Genomic DNA, 26511 nt, shown 5'->3' on the forward strand with positions numbered 1-26511 from the left:
ATAGATTCAAACTAATATATGCGCTTTCTGTAAATAGACAAAAATTGGTAATGAAGATAAAATGTTAAAGTGAGCAAGTTGGATAGATGGTGGCTAATCTCTTTAAATAAGGGGTGATGCCTATGAAATATGGTTCGACTCCAAGAAAGGTGTAACATTGACTGATTATGAATTACTGATGATTGTCATGTCAATCATTGGTTTAGTATTAATTAGTAAAAAAGACCATAAAAAATAACCATCTCTAACTTTAGCCGGTTTTGATGGTTATTCAATAATTTATTAAAACGAGGCCACCGTCTTTTTAACGGGCTCATAAGGGCGATGCATGTATGTGCGTCGTCCTTTTTTTATATTTAAATTACCACATTTTACATATATTGTCTATATATTTTGTTACTTATTAGCTCAGTGGTAACTATCATTTTGTTTGATTATTTCATTAAAAATATTATGTTTATATTAGCACAAATACAATATTTTTCATTAGATGAAAATACAACTGTTCAAAAACTATCAACTTATTCAATAATTGTCTTACTCTCACGATTATTAAAACATTCTCTTATTTGTTTTTCGGTAATTCTCTTAGTTGATAGTTTTGGTAATTGATCAATATCAAAATATTGTACCGAACTTGTTTCTATACTTGTTGTTAGGTTTCCACTTAATTTTTTACAATAATAAACTAACTTATAATAGTGTGCTAATGAATTTTCTGGATTAGACTTATTAGTATCATATACTGCAATAAGATTGGATACAGAAACTGATAAACCAGTTTCTTCTATCACTTCTTTCACTACATTTTCTACTGGTGAAGTTCCTACGTCAGCAAAACCTCCAGGTAACGACCAAGATTTTGTTTTAGAATCTTCTACTAATAAAACATTATTGTCTTTATCTAAAATTAAAGCTCTTACATCAATTTTAGGTGTAGGGTAACCAGCTTCCTTTTCTAATGTTAAGTTCTTGTTATTGGTCTGAGAATTTATGAATTCTTGAGTTATATCAAAAATTTCATTGAACCTCTCTACGTCATATGGGTCCTTGGAATAATTAATACCAGAGTTTGAAATAGCTAATAACTTTTGGAAAAATTGTTTACTATCCATAATTACACCTCAATTCCTTTAAGTATATATTATCTTAAATAGAAATTATGGACTAATCATAAGTCTATAAAAAGAAAGTTGATAAATAACTAGTGTGTAATTAATAGTTGAAATATTTATAATTAATAACAATAAAAAAATAGATAATTTAATTACATCTATTAATTTACTGATAAAACATATATTATTGAAGGTAATATATGTAATGGGGTGAGTTTGAATGGGAAATAATAATCAAAAACCGAGTAGTAGTAAAGGATGGCTTTGGGCATTATTAGGCTGTTTAGGTGGAGTAATAATTATAATGTTAATTATCGCAGTTGTAGTAATGTTATTTATCAAAGGAGTAGATGAAGGAATTAATGGAACAGAAGAAGAAAAAAACAAACGTACTAAAATTGCAGATGAGAAATTTAAAATCGGAGATACAGTTAAAGCAGATGGCGTAGATATTACATTAGAGAAAGCTGAATTTGTAACACCATCAGATGAATATTCAAGTAATCCTGATAACGGAAAAGCTTTAAAAGTTTATCTAAAATTTAAGAATAGTAATGAAGATCAAATTTTAATTCAAGATGCTGATTTTAGTATGAAAGCAGGTGGTGAAAACTATGAATTATGGTATGGGAACGGGGATACTAGCGATGGTTTTTCACATCAATTGAACAAAGAAAATACAGGTTCTGGTTATGTAACATTTGATGTTCCTGAAAATGATAATTACACTTTAGAAATGGATTTTACACCTAATTTCAATACGGTTAAAGCAAAATGGGAAATAGACAAAAAAGATATAAAATTAGTTAATAACAGTTATAAGCAATCTAGTGAAGATCCAACCAATGAATCAACTGAAGATTCAGCTTATGATAATTCGGCCGATGAAACATCTGATGAAATAGACGATGAAGCAGTTACACGTGATGATGTCATGGACTTTGTGGAGGATTATGAAGATGAAACATTAGATACGGATACTTATACATTTAAAGAGCCAGAAAAAAGAAATGATGGAAGTTGGGGATTTGCTTTCTATACTAAAGATGGTGACTTAGCTGGATCTTATATTGTAGATGAAGACGGAGTGGTTAGTAAATTTGATGAAGATGGAATTGAAGAATAATATATTTAAAATCATATCAATAATGTTTTTATAAGTGATAAGTTCGATAAATAAACATTATTAAAGGGGGAATATGTAATGAAAAAGTTATTTATTTTATTATTTGTAAGTTTATTAGTATTAGGGGCATGTGGACAAAAAGAAGAAACCTCATCTAAATCAGAAACCACAAAACAATCAGATGATAAAGAAAATAAAAAGCAAGATGAGAAAAAAGGTAAGGCTAAAGAAGATGAAAAGAATGACACTGATAATAAATCAGAAGAACAATCTACTGAAGAAATAACAACTAATCAATCAAAGTCAGAAGAAGAGGATAGAGCTGAACAAATTCCTGAAGAACAGCAACCAGTAGAAGAAAATACATTTGAACAACCTACACAACAAGAGTCTCAAACACAAGAACAACGTCAACAAACGGAAGAAATAGTTGAAGACAATAGTATCAATAAAGATGCTGAATTCTATGAAAGTCTACCTCAAGAAGAAAAAGATAAAATAGCTAGACAAATTGAAATTCAATCAAAAATTAGTGAAGATGATTCTAGATGGGAGGATCAATATGAGATTAACATGAGGGATGATATTTCAGATGATGAAAGAGATAGATTGTCAGATGAAGTTTGGAAATAATAAAAAACCTCACACTATATGAGGTTTTTTTATAAGTAGTGATAAACATGAAACGTTATTTAATGATGTGACTTTACATAATTTCAACAGGGTGTTTTATGCTTCACAGCGTACATTCGGATTAAGTGTACAAATTCTTATTTAATGTATAATTATATAAAGAGGGAATCGCTTAAAAGGGGGTCTTTTATGATAAATGAAAAATTTATTCAATTTGCTGATGTTGAATGTAAGAATTCTAGTGAAATATATCGGAAATTATCTTATTATATTGCTCAAGATAAAGATTTGATAGAAATATGTAATTATGCTCCTATTAACCAACCAATCCCAAATCTTTTTTTGGGATCGGTTAATTATTTATTATTAAAAGGATATGATAATAATTTATATGATGAATATTATGTGAATGAAACTTCAGATTTAATAAGAAAATTTAAAGAATTTTGTATAAAAAACAAAATCGAAATAATTAAAATTATGAATAATAAATTAGTACAAACTAATGAAGTTAGACGATCCTCTTATATATTTCCAATACTTTGTTATATTAATGATAAAAGAAAAATTAATTTATTAGAAATAGGTTGTAGCGCTGGTTTACAGTTATTAGCTGATAAATACAGGTATAAATATGATGTTTATCCAGGATACAAAGGAAATTTAACTTCTGATTTAACAATTAGTTCAGCAATTACAAAGGGTGAGTTTGGCTCGTATATAGATGAACAAATGGATATTGGTAAAAGAATTGGAATTGACCTTAATACCATTGATTTTACCAAGGATGAGGAATTTTTATGGTTAAAAGCACTTATTTGGCCTGAACATAATGACAGACGAATTTTACTTGAAAAAGCAAGAGATACAGTAATTAATGAAAGTTTAAAATTAAAAGAAGGAAATGCCTTAGAAATACTTATTGAAGAAGTTAAGAAAATACCAACAGACGAAAATTTATTAATTTTTCATACACACGTTGCCAATCAAATGAGTATAAAAGAGAAAGAATATCTAGTAAAGACTATTGAAAACATAGGGAAAAATAGAAACTTATATCATCTTTATAATAATATTAATGATAAATTATTACATTTGGATAGTTACAAAAGCGGCGAAAAACATCCAAAAATTGTTGGACAAACAGATGGTCATGGAAAATGGTTTGAGTGGAATTTATAAAAAATTACATAGTATTCATATTACATTGAATTAACTTTCAATAATTTAAGAGAATGAATTAATTTATAAAAGTTAAAAAGGAGGTATATACTTGTCAAAAACTATTATATATTTTATCAGACATGCAGAATCGCCGTTCATATTTGGGGAAGAATTAACTCGTCCATTAAGCAAAAGGGGTAAAAGTGATGCATTATTAGTGAAAAATAAGTTGTCTGATATTAATTTTGATCAATTTATATCAAGTTCTTATCAAAGGGCTAAAGAAACTATAGAACCATTAGCTAATGGAAAGTATATAAAATTATTTAATGAATTAAGAGAAAAAGCTTTAAAAGGTCAATTTGCTATAGAATATGATGAAATAGAACAAGCGATAAAAAAATCATTTCAAGATAGAGATTATAAACTTAGCGGTGGAGAAAGTACAAATGAAGTACAAAAGAGAAGTATACCTATTATATTAAATATATTGAATGATTCAAGTTTAAGTACAGTTGCTATTGGTACACATGGAAATATACTAACGGGAATACTAAATTATTTTGATAAAACTTTCGGTTTTGATTTCTGGAAGAATTCATCAAAACCAGATATTTATAAATGTGACTTTAATGGCGTGAAGTTATTATCAGTGGAAAGAATTAAATTTTATTAATATCAAAATAGAACATAAAATATGTAATAGTATTGAAAGGTAGGTTATGCGTTTGGAAATTAAGATTGTAAATAATTTTAAAGATGATTATATAGATTCAATATATGTACGTACTGTTCAGTTGGTTGGTTTAACAAAGATGAAAAAACAATCAAAGAAATATTTACTAGAAGTAGCCATATTTCAATAGCTTTATATAATAATGAAGTTATAGGTTTTGCTAGAGCTTTATCAGATGGTATTTATAACGCGGCTATATACGATTTAGTTGTTAAAGATAATTATCAAAAATTGAATATAGGTCGCAAGATACTAGAAAATATTCTGTTAGAAATTGGAGATTTATCGTGTATTCATTTGATTTCAACAACAGGTAATTGTGAATTTTATTATAAGGCTGGCTTTAGAAAATTAAAAACAGGTATGGCTATATATCAAAACTCTAAATTGAAGGAAGAATATACAGAATAAATATTTGTAAGTTTGGATTATATTTTAAAAAATATATTTCAATCCAACTGTTTTCTAGTACTATTTCTCTGATGTTTTACTATCTTGTACTAATATTTAATGAGTATTGGGGTTTAATCAAAACTCATATTTTAGCCTCCTTACCTAATGTGACAATAATGTTCGTTTAAAAACATCAAGGTGTTTGGTAGCATTAATATAAACCTTTAAGGAGGGAATATTATGTTTCTAGATGTGTTCGGATACTTATTGGGTTCTGGTTTTTTAATACTTGGTATTTGTGCTTTGTATTTTATGTCTTATGAGATGTATGAAGTTTTTACAAAAGGTGAGAAAACTGTAAGTTTCAAGGGAACTACTTACTTTGCATTAGGATCTGTATTTTGTGGAGTAGTTTTGATTATTATGGCAAACGTTCTTTGAATTTATTAAAATATACGTAAAACACTCCAAAAGTTTAACTTTTGGAGTGTTTATTTTTATATATCATCCTCTAATATATTCGTATTCTTTATAGAGAATCCTGTGATTTTATCGGAAAATGCTGCAAATAGTGCTGCTAAAATTACATAGGCGATTGATCCGATTATATAATGTGTTTCTAAATCAGTGATTAATAGGTATGTTTCTGCAAGTAGTAACACAACAGAAATACCGATTAAAGTTTTGAGTAATGCTGGTGGTAGTTTGATAGGTGCATTAGTGTATGCTTCAGGATATAGCTTAGGTAATCGTCCTGCTGCAACTACTGGGAACATAAATACGATTAATGAAAGGCTTGTTCCAAGTTGTGCTACTACGTTTAGCGATACGTTTGTTAAAATTGGCACTGCTCCAATGATATAGAAAATAGTGAGTAACCAATGTGGTGTTCCAAATTTTTCGTTTACTGCTCCTAATTTCTTAGGTAAGACGCCATCTTGTGTGGCTACATATAAACTTTTTGTTACCCAAGTGAATGTTGCATTTAATGTTGTTGCTAGAGCAAACATGGCACCACCTACAATGAAGATAACAAATACAGGTTTTGGTAATACTTCATTAGCTACTGCTGTTAAAGGCTGACCTGCAACTTGTTCAATAGGTAAGACACCTACTGCAACTGCAGCAATTAAAGCATAGAAGAACCCGATTAGTACTGTAGATCCTATAATAACGATAGGTAAATCTCGTCGAGGATTCTTCATTTCTCCACCTAATTCCGCAACGAATTGTGCACCTCCAGTTGCAAAACCTACCAATCCAATTGCAGTAAAGAAGCCTGTGAATCCTGCTGGAAACATTGTTTCTGGTTGGAAAACTGTATAATCTACTTTAGGTAATCCGAAGATAACAAAACAACTTAATGAAAGGATTAAAATAATAACCATCCATTTATTAATGATAGAAGCTGTTTTTACACCAACTAAATTCACAATAAATAGTAATGTTAATAAACTAAAAGCAATTGGTGTGATAGGTGCGTCCGGTAAAACGCCTTGTAAATATTGTGCAAAGGAAATAGCGTACATTGCTAATGTAATTTGCATCAATGTAAACATGCATAGCCAAAACACACCAATTTTTGGTGATAACAACCGACTGGTATATTTATATAAACCTCCTGTAGTAGGGAGCGTACCTCCTAAAATAGCAATTGGTGACATCGCAATAATACCAAGTAATGAAGAAATTATATAAGCTAAAGTCACACCGCTACCAGACATTTGAATACCTATGCCAGTCATGGTCATAATCCCTGAACCGATAACTTGTCCTAGTGCGATACCCATGACATCACCTAGGCCTAAATTCTTCTTTAAATGAGTTGATTCAGACATAAGCGCCTCCGTGTATATGTATAATTAATAATTCATACTTCTAAACTAAGATAAAAGTACCACAAGTTATTATAGTCCAATTGAGAAAAATTATCAATTGGAACTTTGGCTTTTATATAAGTATAGTTATTTTTGAATTCCATGGGTTTTATTATTTACTTTTCTAACCTAAATATACTTATTGCTAGACCAATTAAGACTGTACCAATAGCGTAATCTAGCATACTTTTGATTTTTACATTATTAAAAATTTGTCTAATATAGTTAAATAAAAAGCTACATAAGAAGAACCAAATAAAAACAGTTAATATGAATAAAGAGGAAAGTACTAGAATCTGCATTGAACCATCTTCTTTAGTTATAAATTGGGGTAAAATGCTGACATAAAATAAAATTGCTTTTGGATTAAAAATCGTACTTATAAAACCTTGTTTATAAGACAATCTAAGTTTCATATCTGTTTTTATATCTTTATCAGTACTAATATTAAAGGCTTTTTTCGCATTTAAAATTGTTTTAATGCCTAGATATGCAATATATATTGAACCTAAAATCTTTATAACTGTAAAAACATAATAAGATGTCGTTAAAATAAATATTAATCCAAATGCTGCAAGTGCTGAATAAAAAACATGTGCACTTGAGATGCCCAAACCAGCCATAATACCGTTTTTCGCATTACCTTTTAATGTGTTATTCAATACAATGAAAAAGTCAGGCCCTGGGATTATGATGATCATTAAAGATATTACGATGAAGCTTAACCAATTATCCATATATACACCTCTCTGTTGATTAATGTTTCTCACAAATATATCAAAAATTAGTTTGAATAACTATATTATTTATAAAATAATTATATTTATTTTATAATTTGGTTTAAGTAAGTATAGCCGTTATAATCATCATAGATGAATAAGAGATTATATATGAATACAATTAGAAATGAGGATTAATATGAAAATAGGTAAATATTCGATTGATTCAGTATGGCTAAGTCTTATTTTAGGCTTTATATTTGTAGCTTTAGTGTCCCCGTTTATGTGGGTTTCAGTTTTAGTATTAATAATCTTTGCGATAAAGAAAGATAAAATTAAAGAAGAAGAATGAAGTAAGTTTTTAGGTTATTTTGTCGACTATCTTTAATAAATAGGTAAATTACATATTAAACACTAACAGACCACGTTAATCTATTGATTGTTGTAATATTAATTCATCTTTTATAGGTATATTATAAACTCCTAATAAAGGTATACTTGGTTTTATTTTTCTAGCTTTGGCAACCGCATCCTTAATAATCTTTGTTATATAATAACCTCTTTTTTAAATAAAAAGTTAAAGCGTTTATATTGTCATTGGTGGTGATTATTTTTATATCCTTTATTTGTAGTTCTTGAGCTAATACTTCGACTTTATTTAGTAATTTTGTACTTATACCATGACTTTTCCTGTAAGCTATTTAATGAAATGATTTCAATATTATTATGTACTATATATGTGATAATGCCATATATGGTGTTATGGTCACGCATTAAATATCCTTTAAGTTCATATAGTGTTTCATTAATACTAGATTATAGTGTTATATAAAAGTATTATAGAAATGTAGATAATAGTTTGTAAAGATTATATCCCTTTAAGAAAGAGGTATTTTAAAATGGAACCTTATGTTTCTAAAGATATATTAGATATGGTTAGTACTGAATTTAATTTTTCTATAAACCAATTTGAGTTGGAAGTTTGTAATCATGAATATGAAGCTTTTAATTTCAATATTAATAATAATAGTTTTAAAAGTAGATTAGCTAAAAAGACACCTAAAAAAGCTGGATATTTTGTTACGTTATGGCTGAAAAATGAATTAGAAAAAAATAGGCCGTACAATTATGATGAAATGAAAGACAAGTTGATTATTAATATTTTAGATGGAGATAATAAAGGTCAATTTATTTTTCCAAAAGAACTTTTAGCTGATAAAGGAGTTTTAAGAATAGGTAAAGAGAAAGGCAAAATGGCATTTCGAATTTATCCAAGTTGGGAAACAAATTTAAATAAAGCAGCAATTAAAACACAAAAATGGCAAGCACCTTATTTTTTGGATTTATCAAAGGAGTATAATAATACGGAAGCTTACGAATTATATTTAAAGTAAGCTATCAATGAAAGTATGTGAATAATCTTATGAATGGTTCATTACATCATATTGAAATATATGTAGAAGATATACAAAAATCTAGAGCGTTTTATGAATGGTTGTTAAATAAATTAGGATATAAACTCTACCAAGAATGGGATTTAAGATTTAGTTTTAAATTAGGTGAAACTTATATAGTATTTGTTGAGGTAGAAGAGAAATATAAAGATTATGGGTATCATCGAAAAAGAATTGGATTGAATCATTTAGCATTTAATGTTGAAACAAAAGCGATGGTAGATGAAATCACTAATGATTTAATTAATCAGGATATTGGAATTTTATATGCGGGTAGACATCCATTCGCAGGTGGAAGTGATCATTATGCAGTTTATTTTGAAGACCCGGATAGGATTAAACTCGAAATCATTAGTAATGAGAACTAGTACATCTAAACTATAACAAAGGTAAATAAATTATTTCAAAGACAGTGGTTAAATCCACTGTCTTTTTATATACATATTCTACAAATAATGATTTTGATATATTTATATAAAAATAATCATTAAATTTAAAGGGAATTTAAAAAAATGTTATTAATTAGTGTAAAATCTGTTATTATTACTTTAATGAATATATTTTAGGAGAGTAAGTTATGAAAAAAGGATGTTTATGGTTTTGTTTTGTAATCTTCATGCTTTTTATTTTAATAGGGGCTTGTAGTGATGATGATGTGAATAAAGATGATAAGAGTCAAGTAAGCGAAGAGAATAAAAAGCAAAATGATTACAAACAAAAGAAAGATGAAAAAGCTCATAAAGAAAAATCTGAGAAAAAAGAAACAGATAAAAAAGGGAAAACTAATTATACTAGGAAAGATTCAAAGGATGAAAAGAAAGAAGTAGAGAATGCTACCCAAGATTCAAATAAAGAAGAGAAAAAGACATTCACACCTGGTACGACTGATAAAATACCTGTGGAACTTTCATCAACAGTAGACGGGGATACTGCTAAGTTTATATATAATGGTAAAGAAGGATCGTTTAGATTTTTATTAATAGATACGCCTGAAACGAAGCACCCTAGAATTGGTAAACAGCCGTTTGGTCAAGAAGCTTCTGATAGAACGAAATCTTTACTCATGAATGCTAATAAAATTGAAGTTGAGTTTGATGTAGGTGAGAAACAAGACAAGTATCAAAGATATTTAGCTTATATATATGTTGATGGTGAAATGGTAAACGAAATATTAGTTAAAGAAGGTTTGGCGAAAATAGCGTATGTTTATCCTCCTAACACACGTTATCTAGATCGATTGGAAAGTGCACAGGCTGTAGCTAAAGAACAGAAATTAGGTATTTGGAGTTTAGATAGTGCTTTTGAAGAAGCTAATAATACAGAAGCAAATACAAATTCAAACACTTCAAATAACAATACAACGACAAATGTTCCTGCCTCTCAACCAGAGACTCAACAATCACAAGGTAAAGAATTTTATCAAAACTGTACTGAATTAAGAAAGGTATATCCAAACGGTGTACCAAGTACTCATCCAGCATATTTACCAAAACTTGATAGAGATAAAGATAACTTTGCATGTGAAGCAAGTTAAAATAAAACTATAAAAAATAAAAGAAGCCTATCAAAGTTATTTTAAACTTTGATAGGTTTTCTTTTATTCAATATTTAATGTACATCTTCTTTTTTAATATTACCTACATGATAATCTGCTGTTTCATAAACAGCGATATAAGCTTTCGGATCAACACTATTTATAATTTCTTTTAGTTTTTGTTCTTCTAGTCTATTAATAAGACAAGTGACTTCTGTTAATGCTGTTTTCATGTCACTTGCAGTAATAGTTGAAAATGTGCAAGAACGTCCTAATTTTGTTTGTACTTCAATGATTAAAGCTTCGTGATTAGATGTAATAATTTTGAACGTTTTAGAACCACTGAAACCTTCTTCTATAATATGTATGACTTTCGAAGCGATGAAATAAGCAATTGAAGATAGAATAGCACCTTTTAAACCGAATACAGTTGAAACTAAAATAAATACGAATGAGTTTAAGAAAAGTATTAAATCACTTGTTCCAAAAGGGAGTTTTCTAGAAAGTAGTACGGCTAGCATATCTATACCGTCAAGTGCACCACCATTTCTAAGAGCTAGACCCATTCCGAAGCCAATTATAACACCGCCAACCACTGTAACTAGAAGAGAGTCACCTTCTATAATCGTTGGAATGTTGTGCATAATTGATGTAAAAATAGATAGGGACAGAATACCAACAATCGATAATATAGCAAACTTTTTACCAATTTGTTTATAACCTAACCATACAAATGGCAAATTTAAGATACCAATTAAAATACCTAATGGTAAATTTAATAACGTAGAACCTACGATACTAATGCCGGTTACGCCTCCATCTGATACATTATTAGGGATAAGAATAGATTCAAGACCATAAGCAGTAATAAAAGCCCCAATAATAATGAAGAAAAGTCTTCCGATAGTCATTATTTTATTTTTCATATATTTCCTCCTTTTAAAAATTCCATGTTTTATTATGACACGAAAATTAAAGGAATTATATAAAAATTTACAACCGAATACTCATATATGGTTAAATAGTATTAATATAAAAAAGAATCATATATTACTTATAAAGAGTAGGAGTGATACAACATGAATATAAGAATGTTTGAAATAAAAGATGCTGAAGAAATAAGCGAATTAATTATACATACACTTAGAACAACGAATGTTAAAGATGAGCCTGTTGAAGAAATTGAGAAAGCAGTTAGTACAATGACACCAGAAGCTATTATAGAAAGAGCAAGTTTTACTAACTTTTATGTCTTTGAAGAAGAATCTAAAATCGTTGGAACAGGCGCTATTGGACCGTACTGGGATAGTGAAACTGAGAGCAGCTTATTTACAATATTTGTTTCACCAGATTATCAAGGTAAGGGAATTGGAAAGTTAATCATTCAAATATTAGAAAGTGATTTTTACTTTAAACGAGCTGAGCGCGTTGAAATACCCGCTTCTATCAATGCCGTACACTTTTATAGAAAATATGGATATGATTATAAAGACGATATTAAAGAACCAGATGATGAAGGACTTTTAAGACTAGAAAAGTTTAAACACAATTAATATATAGACTAAAAAAGATGGGTATATAATATACATAAGCACTGTAAAAAATTAGAAATTTTATTTTTTAGGAGAGGTGTTAAATGCAAAGAAGGAAGAAGCGAACGATTTTTATGGAAGTGGTAGCAGATATTTTATTTGAAATACTGGGTATATTAATGCTTATACCAAGGTTTTTTATCTGGGTTGGAAGAGTTATCTCTAAAATGTTCTAGTAGTATAATTAATTTGTATACAAAAAATGAAGAGATAAATAAGATATTAATATAAATAAATGTGTAACCTTCTTAATTGTTGGGTATGTACTGATAAAGGTATAAAATAATCCGAAAACAAGGAGTTAAACAATATGCAAAGTATTATCAAACGAATTTTTAGATATATTAGTGTAGCAGTCATAATGAGGTTAATACGTAAATTAATAAATAAAGGTTCTAATAAAAAGGGTAATTAGGTGTAAAACACTTAATTACTCTTTTCCCATTCTTCTCTTAATAATCCCATGCGAATAGAATCATAATAACAACCATTATAATATCTCACTTTTCTTATTTTAGCTTCCATAGTCATACCAAGCTTTTCACCAATTCTTATCATGCCTTTATTTCCAGACCATGTTGTATAGCCTACACGTACTATATTTAAAGTGTTAAATAAATGTTCTATCCATATACTCATAACTTTTGTACCTATACCCTTACCCCATGTATGTGGTTGATGAAGAGTAATACCCATTTCTAGCCATCTAGAAGGTTCGTGTTCCCAGTAGTATGAAACTGTGCCTATCACATCATCATCATATATGACAGCCTTCTTATTAGGCACATTTACCCAAGTATCTCTCAGTTTTAAAAATTCCTCAAATGACATTGTTTCATGTTTGAAATAGGGAGCGTCCCATTTTTTCCATTCGGGGTTTTCTTCTTTAAATGCTAAAGACCAAATTATATATAAATCATCTTCTTTAATAGGCCTTATAAATAACTTTTGTGTTGAATTCATAACTTACCTCATTTCTATATCAATATTAAATGTAATTATACAATATAATGTTGTTTCTTGAATATGAGTTATAAAAATAAAAAACAAAATATTTCAAACTTGTTAATTAATAATTACAAATATTAATCTCCTGTATTAATTAATATTATTTTATCATACAATGTTCAAAGAACTTTAATGAAGGAGGATTATTATGAAGTATAAATTTGGAACGGTATTAATTTTGACATCTGGTTTATTGCTTTCTCAATCTGGTTTGCATGTGAATGCTGAAGAATCTAATGAGGCGAGTAATAGTCAAACTGAAAATACAAGTAAATCAATTAACTTCGAAGAGGCTCAAAAAATGAAGCCGAAAGAACTTACGAATTTACTAACGGATGAAGATTTAGAGTTACATAATAAAGTTGCTGAGCATGGTTCTACTGAAATGAAATCGAAAAAAAGTACGAACGAAGCTTATCAAGATGTAAATAATTACATTGAGAAAAATAACATAAAGCCATCGAATATTACTCAAGATTCTAGAATGGATAGCTTACCAAAATATGATTTTAAATCTGATGAATTTATTGGTGTAGTTATTCATGAAACATCTAATCCTAGCAGTACAATCGATGATGAAATTAATTATATGTATAATAATTATGAGAGTGCATTTGTGCATGCATATGCAGGTAGTAATAAAATAGTACAAACAGCATCAAGTGACTATTTAGCGTGGGGTGCGGGTGCTAAAGCGAATCCTTACTTTTACCAAATAGAATTAGCGCAAGCAAGTACGTTTGATGAATTTGCTAAATCAGTAAATAATCAAGCATATTTAACAGCTGAAATGCTTAAACAAAATGGTTTAAAACCATCATTAGCAGATAATAACGAAGGAACTGGTACTGTAATCAGTCATAATGCCATCAGTGAATATTGGGGTGGAACAGACCACACGGATCCTATCAATTACTTTAGTCAATGGGGATACGATATGGATCAGTTCTATAAACTTGTAGAAAAACATTATAACGGAACGAATGAAACAGATAATGAAGAGACTATAAGTGGTGATACACATAAAGTAGTTTCAGGAGATACATTATATAATATTTCTAAACGAAGCGGTGTAAGTGTAGATAAACTTAAAGAATTAAATGATTTAAGTTCAAATGACTTAACAGTAGGACAAGAATTAAAGTTAAAATAATTAAATAAAGCTAATAAGATTAAACAGCTCTAAACGTAAGAAACCCTACGTTTAGAGCTGTTTTTATGAAATATATTCACATTTTAATAAAGCCATTAAAAAAGCGTCTTTATATTTACCTTTAGCATAAAAGTGTTCTCTTAATAGACCTTCTTTTTTAAATCCGTAACTTTCATATATATGTATAGCTTTTTCATTATCTTGGTCTACATATAAATAAACTTTGTGCATATTTAAAATATCAAACGCGTAACTTGTAGCATTATCAAAGGCAAATTTAGCATATCCTTTGCCACCGAATTCTGGTTTAATAATAATTTGAATTTCACAGTTACGGTGAATATAATCAATTTCTACAAGTTCAACAATTCCTACAATCTGTTTATCATCTTCAACTATAAATCTTCTTTCAGATTCATCAAGTAAATGTTTATCAAACAAATACTGAAGCTCAGTTAACGATTCATATGGTTCTTCAAACCAATATGACATGATTGAATATTCATTGTTTAATTCGTGTACAAAAGGTAAGTCATTAGATTCTAATGCTCTAACTCTCAAGATTTCACTCCTAATTATTCATAATATAACTCTATTATTACACGACTTCATTAAATAACAAAATAAAGTTATTAAGATATTAAAAAATAATTTATTTGATGAATTTTTTTATGACGTGTATATAAACTAATTCACCAATTAATTCAACAACTGTTTGTGCCACAATTACTACCGTAACGATAGCAGACCATTCTTTAGGTAACGAAAGAGCTAAAGGTAATACAACTAAAGCATTTCTTGTACTAGAACTGAATGCTAAAGTTCTTTTTAAATCAACAGGTAGTGCAAAAAGTTTTCCTGTAAATGACCCAATGAATGGAGCGATAACCATAAAACAAATATAAATAGGAATGACTGTAATAACATTATCCAAATCATGAGTTAACGTAGAAATATGAGAGGCAATAACCACCATTAAAACAAGTGCCATAAAAGGAACAGGGAGCCATTCAGTTAAATTCAAACACTTTTTCATTTGGCTAGATTTTTGACTCGCTAATTGTAAAATCAGGACTAAAATAAAGGGAATTAAAATTAATAAAACAAACGTTTCTATAAATGGTCCTAATTTTATATATTGAGAGAAGTCTTGTCTTAAAAATAATATAAAATAAACAGGCAACAAGACAAACTGTAGAATAAACAATATTGGAGTAGAGATTAGCATGTACTGAGCGTTACCTTTACCTAGTTTAGTGAAGACGATGACATAATCAATGCATGGTGTCAGTAAAACAAGATAAACACCAATTAAAATGGGTATAGATGTCACATTGAAAAGAGACACAAGTATAGAAACTAAAATAGGTATTAAAATAAAATTCGAAACAAGTAGCGCTAAAACATATTTAAAATCTAATAGTTTATCTTTAAGGTTTAAAAACGGTATTTGAGCAAACATGCTAAATAATAATATAGCTAAAAAAAGTGAAATAAAAGGCTCAAACAGATTTTTTAAATCACCAAACGATAAACCTAAAACAGAACCACAAATCAAGAAAATAATATAAATATAAATCTGTTTAACCTCTAAAAATGATTTAATATGCTGCATAAAAATCTCCTTCAAAATATCATTTCAATTATATATAAGTTTACCAAAAATAATGAGAATGTATTATGGTATATTAAAAATGAATAGAATTTGTTAAATCATTTTAAAAAGTCGGTGATAAGTATGAAAACGTGTTCTTTCGGTTTTTGAAACAAAATAAATGACATTTGTTTACATTAGGTCTAACATAAACTGATGTAAAAACGAAAAAATCAAGGGAGTAATGTAAAATGGAAAGTTTTATATTTAGCGTTTTAGGAATTATAGTATTAATAGCTTTTTGTGCAGCGTTAGGTACAACTGTGGTTAAAGCGATTAAAGATACTAGGTTTAGAGTTCCGTTGCTAAGTACCATTGTATTATTCTTTTTAACTTTAGGTTGTATTGTTGGCGTTGTATCTACTGAGCCAAAACAAGATCATGATTCAACTTTTAATATCGATGGTAATGTGGCACAAGCTCAAGCTGATCACTTCAATCAAGAGAAAATGAATCATTCTATTGAGATTGATCATGATAAGTTCAATAATGAAACTTATGATCATGATCAATTATTAAAAGTAACGAATGCAAAGGTTAAGAAAATTAGCGAGAACGAAGTAGGGAATAAGGTTGTGGAAGTAGTTAAAGACAGTGGTAATAGTACAGAATCTTATTTTATTATTGATTACGACCATAAATTGCTAGAAGAAGGTAAAACTTATACGTTTTATGGTAAAGAAGATTTGAAATTTGACGAGAATAGCCAAGTGCATGGTCTAAATGTTTGGAAAGTAGAATAATATAAAATTCATTTTATAAAAAAGCACCTCATCATTTACTTTGATGAGATGCTTTTTTTATTTCACTAGGAGAAGATACCGCTTCTTTATTCAAATTATCGCCAATCAATATTAAGTAATCATCGATATTAATGTTATATTGTTCTATCCTTAAGTTATCATTTGAAACTTGGATTAAATATTTATTTGGATCGTTTTTAAATGTAATAAAGCCCTTAATTCTATAGATGTTATTAGGTAAATCTTTTAACCATGTTTTAAAACCTTCCATCGTAATTGGTTCTGTTAATGGATAATATTTATGGAAAACATGACCATGATGATGTGCGTCGTGTTGTGTAACCTTTAAATCTCGATTAGATTTTGTAAAATGACTAAAATGGATATTTCCAAATGTCGTAGAAAAGATATCTGCTTCTGTATAGTCTTCTTGTATAGATTTCATTGTTTTTATAGCGTCGTCTGTATCCATCATGTCGATTTTGTTTAATACAATATCGTGACAATATTTAAGTTGTATATCTATCAGTTGTTGTGTTTGTTCAGTATAAGAAGAAAGGTGTTGATAAGCCGGTAAATCGACAATGCCAATAATTGTTCTTATTGTTGAAAATGGCGCAAGTGCCGGTGTTAAGCATGCATCTAATACTTCAAGTGGATGGGCGATGCCGCTACATTCTATAAATACGACATCTGGTTGGTATTCTAAATAAACTTGGTGTAATTGTGTTGCAACATCTTTTTTCATAACACAACATATGCATCCATTTATCATTTCACTTATTGGAACATCAGATTGAATGAGTTCAGTATCAATGCTACGTTTTCCGAATTCATTCATAATGACTGCTGATTTTTTATTTTCTTGTTGAACATCATTGATTAAACTATTCAACATCGTCGTTTTGCCGCTTCCTAAAAATCCGGTTATAATTACAATTTCCATTTAAAAGCCACCTTTATTTTGGGTCTTTATCCATATAAACTTTACTACCTGTTGTATTCTTTTGTCCTTGATATTTACCATTGTAAGCATGATTAGCAGGAGAACGTGTTTGAGCGAGAACTAATTGACATATACGCTGATTAACATTTATTTCTAATGCAAAATCGTTCGCGTTGAATAACTCTAATGTAATTTGTCCAGCAAATCCTGGATCAACCCATCCTGCGTTTTGTATGAATAAACCAGCTCTTCCTATAGAACTTCTTCCTTCTACAAATCCTGTTATATCATTCGGTAACTCAATATACTCAACAGTAGTTGCTAAGACAAAGGATTTAGCAGGTATGGTGAATTTCTCTGCGTGAATCTCGTTGTACTCTATAGCTGTTGATAAAGGCTGCACACCACTTTTGGGTGTTTTAGGTAAAAGGAAATGATTGCCTAATGTTAAATCGATAGAAGCGGGTTCAATAAACGCTTCATGGAAAGGTGTAATTTTTAATTTTTCTTCGTTGATATATTGCTTTATATCTTGATCCGATAATATCAAGGTTTAATCCCCCTATAATAAATTTAAAATTAATACTGTAATGAAGAAACAAATCGTTGCAGTTACCATCTGTTTGCCAACGATTTTAATGCCTTCTAACCAACCTAAACTTTTAATTATCATCGTAATTGTTACTGAACAAGCAGAAAAAGTCGAACTAAATAATATAAGTAAGAAAGCACTTTTTAACGAAATAGATTGTAGTATAGCTCCATGATTCATATTAAATAAAAGCATGCCGTCTTTTCTGATCATTGAAAAAAGAATGCCTGTAGACATTTCTTTAGGTACGTTAATTGCTTGTAATATTACATTGAATATATTTGAGACATAAACAAGTATAGGTGTCATAGATAATAAACTTGCTATGATGCATATTACAAAGAATATAGGTAAAGCTTGAACGAGAAAAGATTTAATTGTATCCATAGATTGAAGCCATATAGCTTTTATAGAAGGCTTTCTTACTTTATCTAATACAAAATAATGTGTAGGTAATATAGACTTTGGAGACCATAGTTTTATATGTATGATTCCACCTATAAAGACAATTAAAATATAAGGCATAAAGAGCCAAGGTGCGTTCATTACACTAAAAAGTGATAAAGTTGCACCAATTTGATAACTGCATGATGAACCGAAACTTATTAAACTAATGCAATTGCTTTTACTACAAGCACTACAATCATGGTTGGCTCTTAATACTGCAGCTGAGTTACAACCGAACCCTTCAATCACTGGTACAATATCATAACCGGTTAAACCAACTTTAGTCATAATTGGATCGATTGACCATACGATATAAGACTTTAAATGACTTTCACTCACAATGTTTGTAGAAATACTAATGAATATGACAACTGGTAACGCCCAGACGACGGAATAAATGCCAAGGGATAGTAGCCCATAATCACCGAACAATATATCATTTAAAAAATCTGATTGAAAGTGTAGACTGTTAGATGTAAAACTAAGAAAACTTTCCATCCAGTTGTTTTGAACAAAGCTTGAAAGATAAAAAGATATATAAATAGGTAACATAAACATTAAAATAATAAGTAATAATGATGATGTCATATCTTTTAATGTAGGAACTCGACGTAACTTTTCTTTTCTAAGTAATTCTAATTCTGAAATGATATCTTTAGTTTCAGAACGATTTTCTATGATGTTTTTATGTGATTCATCTAATGTTAAATTTAGTTTTTTCTTAATAATAAAGTTTTTGAAAGACATTTTTTGTTCAGTTGTCAGTTTATTTAAATGCTTTACAACAATATAATGTTTTTCATTAGGTATATTAGAAAATGACCCATCTTTTAAATTGTATTCCACTCTTAACATGAACAATCAACTTCGCAGCAAGAATAATCATCTAAATACATTTGATTATTCTTATAAAATTCAATTGCATCTTCATTTGCTTCTATGCCTTCTCTTTCACAAACAAGGTTAGCTAATACTGCAAAGCGTGTTCTAAATTTATAAATGTAGCAAAGAATGACATCTTGATGTTTAACTGTATCTCCAATTAGGAATATATTTTGATTAATTGTTGATTCATCATCGTCAGTTAATTCATAACTATTCCCGTTATTTTTAAATAAAATATTTGTTAATGGATTATTTTGAACAGGGTTAAAGCCAGTAGCTAAAATTGGTTCATTGGCAACAGTTATACTTCGTGTTTGATTTTCAAAATGTATTGTATATTGATTTTTTATGCAATCAATTTACTCTATAGAATAGTTTGAGTGTAGTTTAATAGGATAACCTTGTTCTACTAACTCAACATAACGCTGATGCGTATATGGCGAAAGTCTAACGCTTGGGTCAGGATCTTGTTGGTCGTAGCTTGTAGAATTTGTGTATATATCGACTTTCTTACCTAAAAGGGCTAAGTGTATCGCAGCATCGAACCCACTTTCATTTCCTCCTATTATAGTAGCAGTTTCTCCTTCAACATTTGAAAAATTCTTTATCTCACAGTAATGAACACCATGTTTAAATGGTTTATGTGGAAATGAGAAATTACCTGTTCCTATAAAAATATAATCTGCTTTAAAATCTTTCTTTTCTGTACTTATAGTATATGAATCATTTTGTTCATCAGTTGAAATATCGATGACTTCTGTATGTTCCTTTATATTTAACTCATATATTTGAGTAAGTGCATTTAAATATTGAGCGTATTCAAATCCTGAAATATGTTCCTTTTTAAATGTGAATGCTGGAGAGCTATGTGGTGTAATAGCATTGATGTCTGGTGTACCAAATCCATTTGTAGTAAAAGATGGTGTAATAAATCGAGTAGTATCTGGCCAATTAATGAATGATTCACCAACTTTACCTTTATCTAAAATCATGACATCTTGCAAACCAAGTTCTTTTAGAGCAATAGCCATACCGATTCCAGAAGGGCCGGCACCAATTATTATTGCTTTAAATGTATCTTTCATATTATACACTTCCTGAATCGTAATAATTACGTTTTGTATAATAGTAAAGTATCATCTTTGAAGTAGGTAAGCAAGTTTAAAATTATTGAAATTGAAAGAATTGAAATTTTCTACTTGCAAAAGTTGGAATTATGTTTTATAGTTAAAGCGTAGTCATTACGATTTACCTCCGAGAGATTACGTGGCTACTTCATTTACTTTATTTAATATACGATTTCAAGCCAACTTCTTTGTTGGCTTATTTATTTCATTATTCACATTATGTTCAATAATAATTTAAAAGGAGTTATATACATGGCAAAAAAATCTAAAATAGCAAAAGAACAAAAACGTATTCAAATGGTAGAGAAATATAGAGAAAAAAGAGAAGAATTAAAAGCAAATAAAGACTACGAAGGTTTGAAAAAACTTCCTAGAGACGCATCACCTACGCGTATTACACGTAGATGTCAAGTTACTGGTAGACCTAGAGGTGTATACAGAAAATTTGGTATGTCTAGAATTGCTTTAAGAGAATATGCGCACAAAGGTCAAATTCCTGGCGTGAAAAAATCAAGTTGGTAAGCAACTGTGTGATTTGGGCATAAGCAATTAGAAAGTAGGGGGAAACAAATTGAATAAAATACCTGTAACTGTACTAAGTGGATATTTAGGTTCAGGAAAAACGACGTTATTAAACAACATCTTAAAAAATAGAGAAGGTTTAAAAATAGCGGTCATCGTAAACGATATGAGTGAAATCAATATAGATAAAGATTTAGTCATAGAAGGTGGGGGTATTTCTAGAACTGATGAAAAACTCGTCGAACTTTCTAATGGCTGTATTTGTTGTACATTAAGAGAAGATTTATTAGTAGAAGTACAAAAAATAGCAGAACGTGGAGATGTAGACCAAATTGTAATTGAATCAACAGGTATTTCAGAACCCGTACCAGTTGCTCAAACATTCTCATATATTGACGATGAACTAGGTATCGATTTAACAAGCATTTGTCGATTAGATACTATGGTAACAGTAGTCGATGCGCACCGCTTCATTAACGATATGCGCTCTGAAGATTTATTAACTGATAGAGATCAAGGTGTTAGTGAAGAAGACGAAAGATCAATTTCTGATTTATTAATAGATCAAATTGAATTTTGTGACGTGTTGATTCTAAATAAAACAGACTTAGTGGACAAAAAAGATTTAGATCAACTAGAGAATGTATTAAGAAAATTACAACCAACCGCTAAATTTATAAAAACAAACTTTGCTGATGTACCAATTAAAGAGGTCGTTAACACAGGCTTATTTAATTTTGAAAAGGCGAGTAATTCTGCCGGTTGGATTAAAGAATTGACTGAAGGCGGTCATGCTAGTCATACACCAGAAACTGAAGAATACGGTATTTCATCATTTGCATACAGAAGACGTTTACCTTTCCATGCTGATAGATTTAATAAATGGATGGAAAATATGCAAGGGAATATCATCAGAGCAAAAGGTATTGTATGGTTAGCACAATATAATCACGTAGCTTGCCTATTTTCACAAGCAGGTTCATTCGTTAACATCCATCCAATAACATATTGGGTTGATGCAATGAGTGAAGCACAAAAAAATGAAATACTAAGTGAAAGACCTGAAGTAAAAGCAAATTGGGATCCAGAATATGGAGATAGAGAAACACAATTTGTTATTATCGGCAGTGATTTAGACGTTGATGAAATTACAAAATCATTAGATGAATGTCTCATTAATGCAGATGAAATAGATCAAGACTGGTCACAATTAAAAGATCCATATAGTTGGGTATTACAATAAAACTTATGAAATAGGAAAGAATCCGAGACAAAATTACGCTCGGGTTCTTTTTTTTATGGAATAATTTATTTCTCATACTCTTTTTTTGTACATAATGGTAATATTGGTGGAAATAGATTCATAATGTATAAAAATATCTTCGAAAGAAGTAGTGAAACGTGAAACATATGAAGAAACGAATTTGTCTATTAAAAATTCAAAGTTTATTGAAATAAACAAGTTACTAGATAATTTAAGTTGACCAAATAGAACTAAAGAACTTATTTTATGTTATTTATTAAATAAGGGGTGATCATTTGAAGATTAGGTTAAGTTCATATAAAGAAAGTTGGAAAAGTCTTTATCAAAATGAGTGTAAAAATTTAGAGGGAATTTTAGGAGATTTAATTATTCAGTTTGATCATTTTGGAAGCACTTCTATTGAAGGGATGAAAGCTAAACCAGTTATCGATATGATGGTTATAGTACGTGATATTCAAAAGGTCGATCAGTTTAACTCATTATTTATAAACTTAGGTTACGAAGTAGCGGGAGAATGGGGTATTAGTGGCAGAAGACTATTAAGAAAAGGCGGAGAAAACAGAACCCATCATATACATATATATGAACAAGGAAATAAAGAAATAGAAAGACATATCATTTTTAGAGATTATTTGAGAGCAAATGAAAAGGTTGCCCAAGAATATAGCCATTACAAAGAAATGTTAGCAAGTAAATACCATGACACACGAGAATACAGTAAAGCTAAAAAAGATTACGTGAGAAATATTGAAAAAGAAGCTTTGATGTGGTTTGACAATCTGAAATAGGAGGCGATTTATATTGAAAATTCGTAAATTAAATAAAACTGATGCCATTGAATTTAGGGAGCTTAGATTATTAGCTTTGCAAACTGATGCCCAAGCTTTTGCTTCTTTGTATGAAGATGAGGTTGAATATCCTTTTAGTAGATTTGAACAACGTTTAGAAAGTACTGATTCTAAATTTACATATGGTGGATTTAGAGATGATGAACTTGTATGTGTTGCAACATTTTATAGAGAAGGTGTTAAAAAGCTACAACATAAAGGGAACATAGTCGCTATGTATTGTAAAGAAAATGATAGGGGGAGTGGTGTTTCTGAAAGCGTAGTGAAAGAACTTATAAAAGAAGCATCTAGTCTAGAAAGATTAAAAGTGATTGATTTAACAGTTTTATCTATGAATGATAGAGCGATTCAATTTTATAAAAAATTAGGTTTTGAAAGATTTGCAACTGAACCGATGGCTATTTATGATGGAAAGCAATATTATGATGAAGATATGATGCGATTTTATTTATAGATGGTTCGATAAAACAAAATTATCGAACGTAAAAAAACTAAAAACGACAAAAAAGAATCGCTGGTATCTACAGGCGATTCTTTTTTATTATTCTATTCCTAATATACAGTCCATATCTAAGTACATGACTTGTTTATTTTCTTGATTAATAACTTGTAGCATATTAATTTCGGAGTTGAATTTATGTATTTCACATTTCACTTGTTTAATATAGCCATTGTGCCAATATTTAATTTCGCAATTTGGATTATAGAAAATTTTCTCCGCTAATACATGGTTTAAATCAGCTAGCGCGGATTCATCAAGTGTAGGTTTTTCTATCTTTGTTTGATCTTTAATATATTGTGAGATTTCTTCGAATTGCTGTGGCATTGTCGCAAATGGCGCCCATTTAATCATTCCTCTCCCTTGAGGAATTCTCGGATTTAAATATTCCCTTGGAATATTTCTGTAATCTGTCTCATTTTGAAATTCTTCAGGCATATCTGGATTAATTATTTTTACCACATTATCATCTCCAAAAACATTATACTTTTATTATAAGAACATACGTTCTATTTTGTAAAGTGAAATCTTCTTGCAATAAAAGTCGAGTAAATATATAGGAATTAGTTTATATATATATGTAATTATGTTAAGATAATCCCAATCGTTTAGTCATAAAGCATAGAAATATTAGGAGGATTAGGATGGATTACTATTTAAGAGATTTAAAAGAATCGGATTTAGATGATATTCACGCGTATACTTCACTACCTGAAGTGGCGAAATATCAAACTTGGGATCCGTTAACATATGAAGAGACTGAAGAATTTGTACAAACGTTATTAAATAGAGATGAAGTTTGGATGTACAATGTAATAGTAGATGCGGATACGGATAATGTTATCGGTGCTATCCAATTAATAAGTGATAAGAAGAATAATAGTGGAGAAATTGAATTCACTATCCATCCAGAATATTGGAGCAATGGTATTGCAACAGATGTAGCTAGAACTATAGTGAAGTATGGTTTCAAAGTGTTGAAACTGAATAGAATATGGGCTTCAACAGACATAAATAATACCGCTTCAGAAATCGTACTTCAAAAATTAAAAATGAGACATGAAGCGATATTGAGACAAAATATTAAACTTAAAGATGGTTATAGAGATACACTAGTATATAGTATCTTGAAAGATGAATACTAGAACGTAACAAGAAATGGTTCTTTTTCATTCAGACTTAAAGAGATTCTTTCTTTGAAATTTTTCCACGTAACCATTTCCATTGCTTCATCATATGTAAAGAAGCCTACTTCTAAACTTTCGTCACTCGTACATAACTCGCCACCTATGTAGTGTGCTAAAAATAATGTGTTGACGATACCGTCAGTAGTGTTTTGGAAAATACCACAGAATCTGGTGATTTCAATGTGAGCGCCAGATTCTTCTTTTACTTCGCGTATAGCTGCTTCATGCAAAGGTTCACCGATTTCGACTTGGCCACCAGGCATCTCCCAACCACGTTTAGGTCCTTTAATTAGTAATATTTCCTGTTCGTCGTTTAATACAATACATGCAGCTGAAACGATATGTTTAGGTATCATGCTAACCCTCCTAAAAATTAAAAAGCCAAAAACCTTTCTAATGTAATTTGTTTCCTTTAAAATAATATTATATATATCATTTTATATAGTAGAAATTGTAATGAGAATCATAATAATTAACAATTTCAAAAAAGACCGTTAGAAAATAAAGGAGCTCTATTATGACTATTCAAATAGAAGAATTAGAAATAAAGTTTAATTATGAAGGGCATGAGCATGCTATATATCCAACGCTCATCGTGTTAGAAGAGGCTTTAACACTTGTTGATACAGGGTATCCCGGTTTCTTACCGAAGATAGAAGAAGCTGTTCAAAACTTAGGTTATGATATGAATAATTTACAAAATATCATTATTACTCATTATGATGACGACCATATAGGGGCTCTTAAAGCCTTTAAGGATAAATACCAACACGTAAAAGTAATAAGTAGTTTCATAGAAGCTAAGTATATAAACGGTAGTGAAAAATCTGAAAGACTTACTCAAGCGGAAGAATTATTAAAAAGCATGCCTGAATACGATAAAGAGAAAGGTACACAGTTCATTGAATTACTTGAATCTTTAAATCATGTGGAAGTTGATATAGAAGTTACAGATGGTGCAATCATACTAGAAGAAGAGGTCGAGATTGTGCAAACCCCTGGTCATACAAGTGGACACATTTCTTTATACATACAGTCAGAAGATAGCGTGATAACAGGTGATGCCGCAGTAAAAGAAGGTGAGGAGCTTATAGTAGCAAACCCGGACTATAGCATGAATTTAAAAGAAGCAAAACATTCATTAAAAAAAGTTGTTGATTTAAATGCTTCAAAATATTTTTGTTACCATGGTGGTTTGTTAGTAAAAGAGAAAGAGTAAATAAGTTTAGTGAATTAATTTTAAATTTCAAATTTTAGGGAATGATTATAAAAAGGAAATAAAGTTTGTTTTAT

At 29.5% G+C, this 26511-nt stretch carries 33 protein-coding genes and 1 pseudogene; 21 read left to right on the forward strand and 13 right to left on the reverse strand.

Translation table 11 applies throughout. The annotated features are described in order from the left end of the window. Positions 1-521: 521 nt before the first annotated feature. Entirely contained in the window at positions 522-1115 is a 594-nt protein-coding gene (locus ACO6VN_RS02580; RefSeq protein ID WP_422404193.1) for an NUDIX hydrolase N-terminal domain-containing protein, read from the reverse strand. Between the two features lie 220 nt (positions 1116-1335). Here ACO6VN_RS02580 and ACO6VN_RS02585 point away from each other — a divergent pair, with 220 nt between their 5' ends. From ACO6VN_RS02585 to ACO6VN_RS02615, 7 genes are all read left to right on the forward strand, one after another. Further along, on the forward strand, positions 1336-2241 hold the full coding sequence (locus tag ACO6VN_RS02585) for a DUF4352 domain-containing protein (protein ID WP_422404194.1): 906 nt from the start codon (positions 1336-1338) through the stop codon (positions 2239-2241). A 78-nt stretch (positions 2242-2319) separates the two neighbouring features. After that, entirely contained in the window at positions 2320-2874 is a 555-nt protein-coding gene (locus ACO6VN_RS02590; RefSeq protein ID WP_422404195.1) for a hypothetical protein, read from the forward strand. A gap of 189 nt (positions 2875-3063) precedes the next feature. After that, complete coding sequence (locus ACO6VN_RS02595) at positions 3064-4056, forward strand: DUF2332 domain-containing protein (protein ID WP_194200997.1); 993 nt, start codon at positions 3064-3066, stop codon at positions 4054-4056. A gap of 91 nt (positions 4057-4147) precedes the next feature. Further along, positions 4148-4714, forward strand: a complete 567-nt coding sequence (locus tag ACO6VN_RS02600) for a histidine phosphatase family protein (protein ID WP_194200996.1) — start codon at positions 4148-4150, stop codon at positions 4712-4714. Positions 4715-4766: 52 nt separating this feature from the next. Then, complete coding sequence (locus ACO6VN_RS02605; protein ID WP_422404196.1) at positions 4767-4904, forward strand: hypothetical protein; 138 nt, start codon at positions 4767-4769, stop codon at positions 4902-4904. Then, on the forward strand, positions 4901-5185 hold the full coding sequence (locus ACO6VN_RS02610; RefSeq protein ID WP_422404400.1) for a GNAT family N-acetyltransferase: 285 nt from the start codon (positions 4901-4903) through the stop codon (positions 5183-5185). The genes ACO6VN_RS02605 and ACO6VN_RS02610 overlap by 4 nt, the downstream gene beginning before the upstream one ends. A 222-nt stretch (positions 5186-5407) precedes the next feature. Next, positions 5408-5608 (forward strand): hypothetical protein, encoded by a 201-nt coding sequence (locus tag ACO6VN_RS02615; RefSeq protein ID WP_017000761.1) that lies wholly within the window; start codon positions 5408-5410, stop codon positions 5606-5608. Positions 5609-5664: 56 nt separating this feature from the next. Here the strand turns inward: ACO6VN_RS02615 and ACO6VN_RS02620 are convergent, their stop codons facing one another. Together ACO6VN_RS02620 and ACO6VN_RS02625 are read right to left on the reverse strand one after the other, a co-directional pair. Then, positions 5665-7005 (reverse strand): APC family permease, encoded by a 1341-nt coding sequence (locus ACO6VN_RS02620; protein ID WP_422404197.1) that lies wholly within the window; start codon positions 7003-7005, stop codon positions 5665-5667. A gap of 155 nt (positions 7006-7160) precedes the next feature. Then, positions 7161-7781 carry a LysE family translocator gene (locus ACO6VN_RS02625; protein ID WP_135031281.1) on the reverse strand — a complete coding sequence of 207 codons (621 nt, stop codon included), beginning with the start codon at positions 7779-7781 and terminating at the stop codon, positions 7161-7163. Positions 7782-7962: 181 nt separating this feature from the next. Between ACO6VN_RS02625 and ACO6VN_RS02630 the strand changes: the two genes are divergently transcribed. The 4 genes from ACO6VN_RS02630 (at position 7963) to ACO6VN_RS02645 (ending at position 10751) form a co-directional block, all read left to right on the forward strand. Continuing rightward, positions 7963-8115, forward strand: coding sequence for a hypothetical protein (locus ACO6VN_RS02630; protein ID WP_422404198.1), 153 nt, complete (start codon positions 7963-7965; stop codon positions 8113-8115). A gap of 547 nt (positions 8116-8662) precedes the next feature. Next, a complete protein-coding gene (locus ACO6VN_RS02635; RefSeq protein ID WP_194200993.1) occupies positions 8663-9157 on the forward strand; it encodes a MepB family protein in 495 nt (164 codons plus the stop codon). A 29-nt stretch (positions 9158-9186) separates the two neighbouring features. Next, on the forward strand, positions 9187-9585 hold the full coding sequence (locus tag ACO6VN_RS02640) for a VOC family protein (protein WP_422404199.1): 399 nt from the start codon (positions 9187-9189) through the stop codon (positions 9583-9585). Positions 9586-9794: 209 nt separating this feature from the next. After that, complete coding sequence (locus ACO6VN_RS02645) at positions 9795-10751, forward strand: thermonuclease family protein (RefSeq protein ID WP_422404200.1); 957 nt, start codon at positions 9795-9797, stop codon at positions 10749-10751. Between the two features lie 74 nt (positions 10752-10825). Here the strand turns inward: ACO6VN_RS02645 and ACO6VN_RS02650 are convergent, their stop codons facing one another. After that, positions 10826-11698: a YitT family protein gene (locus ACO6VN_RS02650; protein ID WP_422404401.1), complete on the reverse strand. Its 873-nt coding sequence runs from the start codon at positions 11696-11698 to the stop codon at positions 10826-10828. Between the two features lie 132 nt (positions 11699-11830). Between ACO6VN_RS02650 and ACO6VN_RS02655 the strand changes: the two genes are divergently transcribed. Then, positions 11831-12304: a GNAT family N-acetyltransferase gene (locus tag ACO6VN_RS02655; protein WP_422404201.1), complete on the forward strand. Its 474-nt coding sequence runs from the start codon at positions 11831-11833 to the stop codon at positions 12302-12304. A gap of 83 nt (positions 12305-12387) precedes the next feature. Continuing rightward, positions 12388-12519 carry a hypothetical protein gene (locus tag ACO6VN_RS02660; RefSeq protein ID WP_422404202.1) on the forward strand — a complete coding sequence of 44 codons (132 nt, stop codon included), beginning with the start codon at positions 12388-12390 and terminating at the stop codon, positions 12517-12519. Between the two features lie 250 nt (positions 12520-12769). Here the strand turns inward: ACO6VN_RS02660 and ACO6VN_RS02665 are convergent, their stop codons facing one another. Next, positions 12770-13306 (reverse strand): GNAT family N-acetyltransferase, encoded by a 537-nt coding sequence (locus ACO6VN_RS02665; RefSeq protein WP_017000750.1) that lies wholly within the window; start codon positions 13304-13306, stop codon positions 12770-12772. 193 nt (positions 13307-13499) lie between these two features. On the opposite strand from ACO6VN_RS02665, the gene ACO6VN_RS02670 reads away from it, so the two are divergent. Beyond that, entirely contained in the window at positions 13500-14504 is a 1005-nt protein-coding gene (locus tag ACO6VN_RS02670; protein ID WP_194200988.1) for a LysM peptidoglycan-binding domain-containing protein, read from the forward strand. 63 nt (positions 14505-14567) lie between these two features. Here the strand turns inward: ACO6VN_RS02670 and ACO6VN_RS02675 are convergent, their stop codons facing one another. Together ACO6VN_RS02675 and ACO6VN_RS02680 are read right to left on the reverse strand one after the other, a co-directional pair. Next, positions 14568-15065 (reverse strand): GNAT family N-acetyltransferase, encoded by a 498-nt coding sequence (locus ACO6VN_RS02675; RefSeq protein ID WP_017000748.1) that lies wholly within the window; start codon positions 15063-15065, stop codon positions 14568-14570. Between the two features lie 91 nt (positions 15066-15156). Continuing rightward, on the reverse strand, positions 15157-16119 hold the full coding sequence (locus tag ACO6VN_RS02680) for an arsenic resistance protein (RefSeq protein ID WP_194200987.1): 963 nt from the start codon (positions 16117-16119) through the stop codon (positions 15157-15159). A 230-nt stretch (positions 16120-16349) separates the two neighbouring features. Between ACO6VN_RS02680 and ACO6VN_RS02685 the strand changes: the two genes are divergently transcribed. Beyond that, positions 16350-16901, forward strand: a complete 552-nt coding sequence (locus ACO6VN_RS02685) for an NADH-quinone oxidoreductase subunit J (protein ID WP_194200986.1) — start codon at positions 16350-16352, stop codon at positions 16899-16901. Positions 16902-16932: 31 nt separating this feature from the next. On the opposite strand, the gene ACO6VN_RS02690 is transcribed toward ACO6VN_RS02685, so the two are convergent. From ACO6VN_RS02690 to ACO6VN_RS02705, 4 genes and pseudogenes are all read right to left on the reverse strand, one after another. Beyond that, entirely contained in the window at positions 16933-17847 is a 915-nt protein-coding gene (locus ACO6VN_RS02690) for a CobW family GTP-binding protein (protein ID WP_194200985.1), read from the reverse strand. Positions 17848-17860: 13 nt separating this feature from the next. Then, a complete protein-coding gene (dcd, locus tag ACO6VN_RS02695) occupies positions 17861-18397 on the reverse strand; it encodes a dCTP deaminase (protein ID WP_017000739.1) in 537 nt (178 codons plus the stop codon). 12 nt (positions 18398-18409) lie between these two features. Further along, the gene (locus ACO6VN_RS02700; protein ID WP_135031268.1) at positions 18410-19741 is read right to left on the reverse strand and encodes a nucleoside recognition domain-containing protein; all 1332 of its coding nucleotides are present in this window, start codon (positions 19739-19741) and stop codon (positions 18410-18412) included. Next, a pseudogene (locus tag ACO6VN_RS02705) lies at positions 19735-20856 on the reverse strand (NAD(P)/FAD-dependent oxidoreductase). Before ACO6VN_RS02705 ends, ACO6VN_RS02700 begins: the two are co-directional and overlap by 7 nt. Before the next feature lie 294 nt (positions 20857-21150). Between ACO6VN_RS02705 and rpsN the strand changes: the two are divergent. From rpsN to ACO6VN_RS02725, 4 genes are all read left to right on the forward strand, one after another. After that, complete coding sequence (rpsN, locus tag ACO6VN_RS02710) at positions 21151-21420, forward strand: 30S ribosomal protein S14 (RefSeq protein WP_017000733.1); 270 nt, start codon at positions 21151-21153, stop codon at positions 21418-21420. Between the two features lie 49 nt (positions 21421-21469). Then, positions 21470-22663, forward strand: a complete 1194-nt coding sequence (locus ACO6VN_RS02715; RefSeq protein WP_017000731.1) for a GTP-binding protein — start codon at positions 21470-21472, stop codon at positions 22661-22663. A 296-nt stretch (positions 22664-22959) separates the two neighbouring features. Further along, positions 22960-23472 (forward strand): GrpB family protein, encoded by a 513-nt coding sequence (locus tag ACO6VN_RS02720; protein ID WP_422404203.1) that lies wholly within the window; start codon positions 22960-22962, stop codon positions 23470-23472. A gap of 13 nt (positions 23473-23485) precedes the next feature. Next, the gene (locus tag ACO6VN_RS02725; protein ID WP_194200981.1) at positions 23486-23986 is read left to right on the forward strand and encodes a GNAT family N-acetyltransferase; all 501 of its coding nucleotides are present in this window, start codon (positions 23486-23488) and stop codon (positions 23984-23986) included. A gap of 87 nt (positions 23987-24073) precedes the next feature. On the opposite strand, the gene ACO6VN_RS02730 is transcribed toward ACO6VN_RS02725, so the two are convergent. Then, complete coding sequence (locus ACO6VN_RS02730; protein ID WP_017000726.1) at positions 24074-24493, reverse strand: YolD-like family protein; 420 nt, start codon at positions 24491-24493, stop codon at positions 24074-24076. A gap of 182 nt (positions 24494-24675) precedes the next feature. On the opposite strand from ACO6VN_RS02730, the gene ACO6VN_RS02735 reads away from it, so the two are divergent. Next, positions 24676-25176, forward strand: coding sequence for a GNAT family N-acetyltransferase (locus ACO6VN_RS02735; RefSeq protein WP_194200980.1), 501 nt, complete (start codon positions 24676-24678; stop codon positions 25174-25176). Here the strand turns inward: ACO6VN_RS02735 and ACO6VN_RS02740 are convergent. Continuing rightward, positions 25173-25574 carry an NUDIX hydrolase gene (locus ACO6VN_RS02740; RefSeq protein WP_017000722.1) on the reverse strand — a complete coding sequence of 134 codons (402 nt, stop codon included), beginning with the start codon at positions 25572-25574 and terminating at the stop codon, positions 25173-25175. The genes ACO6VN_RS02735 and ACO6VN_RS02740 overlap by 4 nt on opposite strands. Before the next feature lie 167 nt (positions 25575-25741). On the opposite strand from ACO6VN_RS02740, the gene ACO6VN_RS02745 reads away from it, so the two are divergent. After that, positions 25742-26437, forward strand: a complete 696-nt coding sequence (locus tag ACO6VN_RS02745) for an MBL fold metallo-hydrolase (RefSeq protein WP_216683939.1) — start codon at positions 25742-25744, stop codon at positions 26435-26437. Positions 26438-26511: the final 74 nt, after the last annotated feature.

It is taken from the genome of Mammaliicoccus sp. JADD-157 (genome assembly GCF_049310805.1).
In the GTDB taxonomy this organism is placed as follows: domain Bacteria; phylum Bacillota; class Bacilli; order Staphylococcales; family Staphylococcaceae; genus Mammaliicoccus; species Mammaliicoccus lentus.

Excerpts from the sequence above, each read along its gene's own strand:
- rpsN (WP_017000733.1), top strand. The coding sequence starts at position 21,151 with ATGGCAAAAAAATCTAAAATAGCAAAAGAACAAAAACGTATTCAAATG.
- ACO6VN_RS02700 (WP_135031268.1), bottom strand. The coding sequence starts at position 19,741 with ATGTTAAGAGTGGAATACAATTTAAAAGATGGGTCATTTTCTAATATA.
- ACO6VN_RS02685 (WP_194200986.1), top strand. The coding sequence starts at position 16,350 with ATGGAAAGTTTTATATTTAGCGTTTTAGGAATTATAGTATTAATAGCT.
- ACO6VN_RS02680 (WP_194200987.1), bottom strand. The coding sequence starts at position 16,119 with ATGCAGCATATTAAATCATTTTTAGAGGTTAAACAGATTTATATTTAT.
- ACO6VN_RS02660 (WP_422404202.1), top strand. The coding sequence starts at position 12,388 with ATGCAAAGAAGGAAGAAGCGAACGATTTTTATGGAAGTGGTAGCAGAT.
- ACO6VN_RS02630 (WP_422404198.1), top strand. The coding sequence starts at position 7,963 with ATGAAAATAGGTAAATATTCGATTGATTCAGTATGGCTAAGTCTTATT.
- ACO6VN_RS02615 (WP_017000761.1), top strand. The coding sequence starts at position 5,408 with ATGTTTCTAGATGTGTTCGGATACTTATTGGGTTCTGGTTTTTTAATA.
- ACO6VN_RS02665 (WP_017000750.1), bottom strand. The coding sequence starts at position 13,306 with ATGAATTCAACACAAAAGTTATTTATAAGGCCTATTAAAGAAGATGAT.
- ACO6VN_RS02580 (WP_422404193.1), bottom strand. The coding sequence starts at position 1,115 with ATGGATAGTAAACAATTTTTCCAAAAGTTATTAGCTATTTCAAACTCT.
- ACO6VN_RS02635 (WP_194200993.1), top strand. The coding sequence starts at position 8,663 with ATGGAACCTTATGTTTCTAAAGATATATTAGATATGGTTAGTACTGAA.
- ACO6VN_RS02740 (WP_017000722.1), bottom strand. The coding sequence starts at position 25,574 with ATGATACCTAAACATATCGTTTCAGCTGCATGTATTGTATTAAACGAC.
- ACO6VN_RS02690 (WP_194200985.1), bottom strand. The coding sequence starts at position 17,847 with ATGGAAATTGTAATTATAACCGGATTTTTAGGAAGCGGCAAAACGACG.
- ACO6VN_RS02620 (WP_422404197.1), bottom strand. The coding sequence starts at position 7,005 with ATGTCTGAATCAACTCATTTAAAGAAGAATTTAGGCCTAGGTGATGTC.
- ACO6VN_RS02590 (WP_422404195.1), top strand. The coding sequence starts at position 2,320 with ATGAAAAAGTTATTTATTTTATTATTTGTAAGTTTATTAGTATTAGGG.
- ACO6VN_RS02655 (WP_422404201.1), top strand. The coding sequence starts at position 11,831 with ATGAATATAAGAATGTTTGAAATAAAAGATGCTGAAGAAATAAGCGAA.
- ACO6VN_RS02640 (WP_422404199.1), top strand. The coding sequence starts at position 9,187 with ATGAATGGTTCATTACATCATATTGAAATATATGTAGAAGATATACAA.
- ACO6VN_RS02670 (WP_194200988.1), top strand. The coding sequence starts at position 13,500 with ATGAAGTATAAATTTGGAACGGTATTAATTTTGACATCTGGTTTATTG.
- ACO6VN_RS02595 (WP_194200997.1), top strand. The coding sequence starts at position 3,064 with ATGATAAATGAAAAATTTATTCAATTTGCTGATGTTGAATGTAAGAAT.
- ACO6VN_RS02585 (WP_422404194.1), top strand. The coding sequence starts at position 1,336 with ATGGGAAATAATAATCAAAAACCGAGTAGTAGTAAAGGATGGCTTTGG.
- ACO6VN_RS02735 (WP_194200980.1), top strand. The coding sequence starts at position 24,676 with ATGGATTACTATTTAAGAGATTTAAAAGAATCGGATTTAGATGATATT.
- ACO6VN_RS02645 (WP_422404200.1), top strand. The coding sequence starts at position 9,795 with ATGAAAAAAGGATGTTTATGGTTTTGTTTTGTAATCTTCATGCTTTTT.
- ACO6VN_RS02625 (WP_135031281.1), bottom strand. The coding sequence starts at position 7,781 with ATGGATAATTGGTTAAGCTTCATCGTAATATCTTTAATGATCATCATA.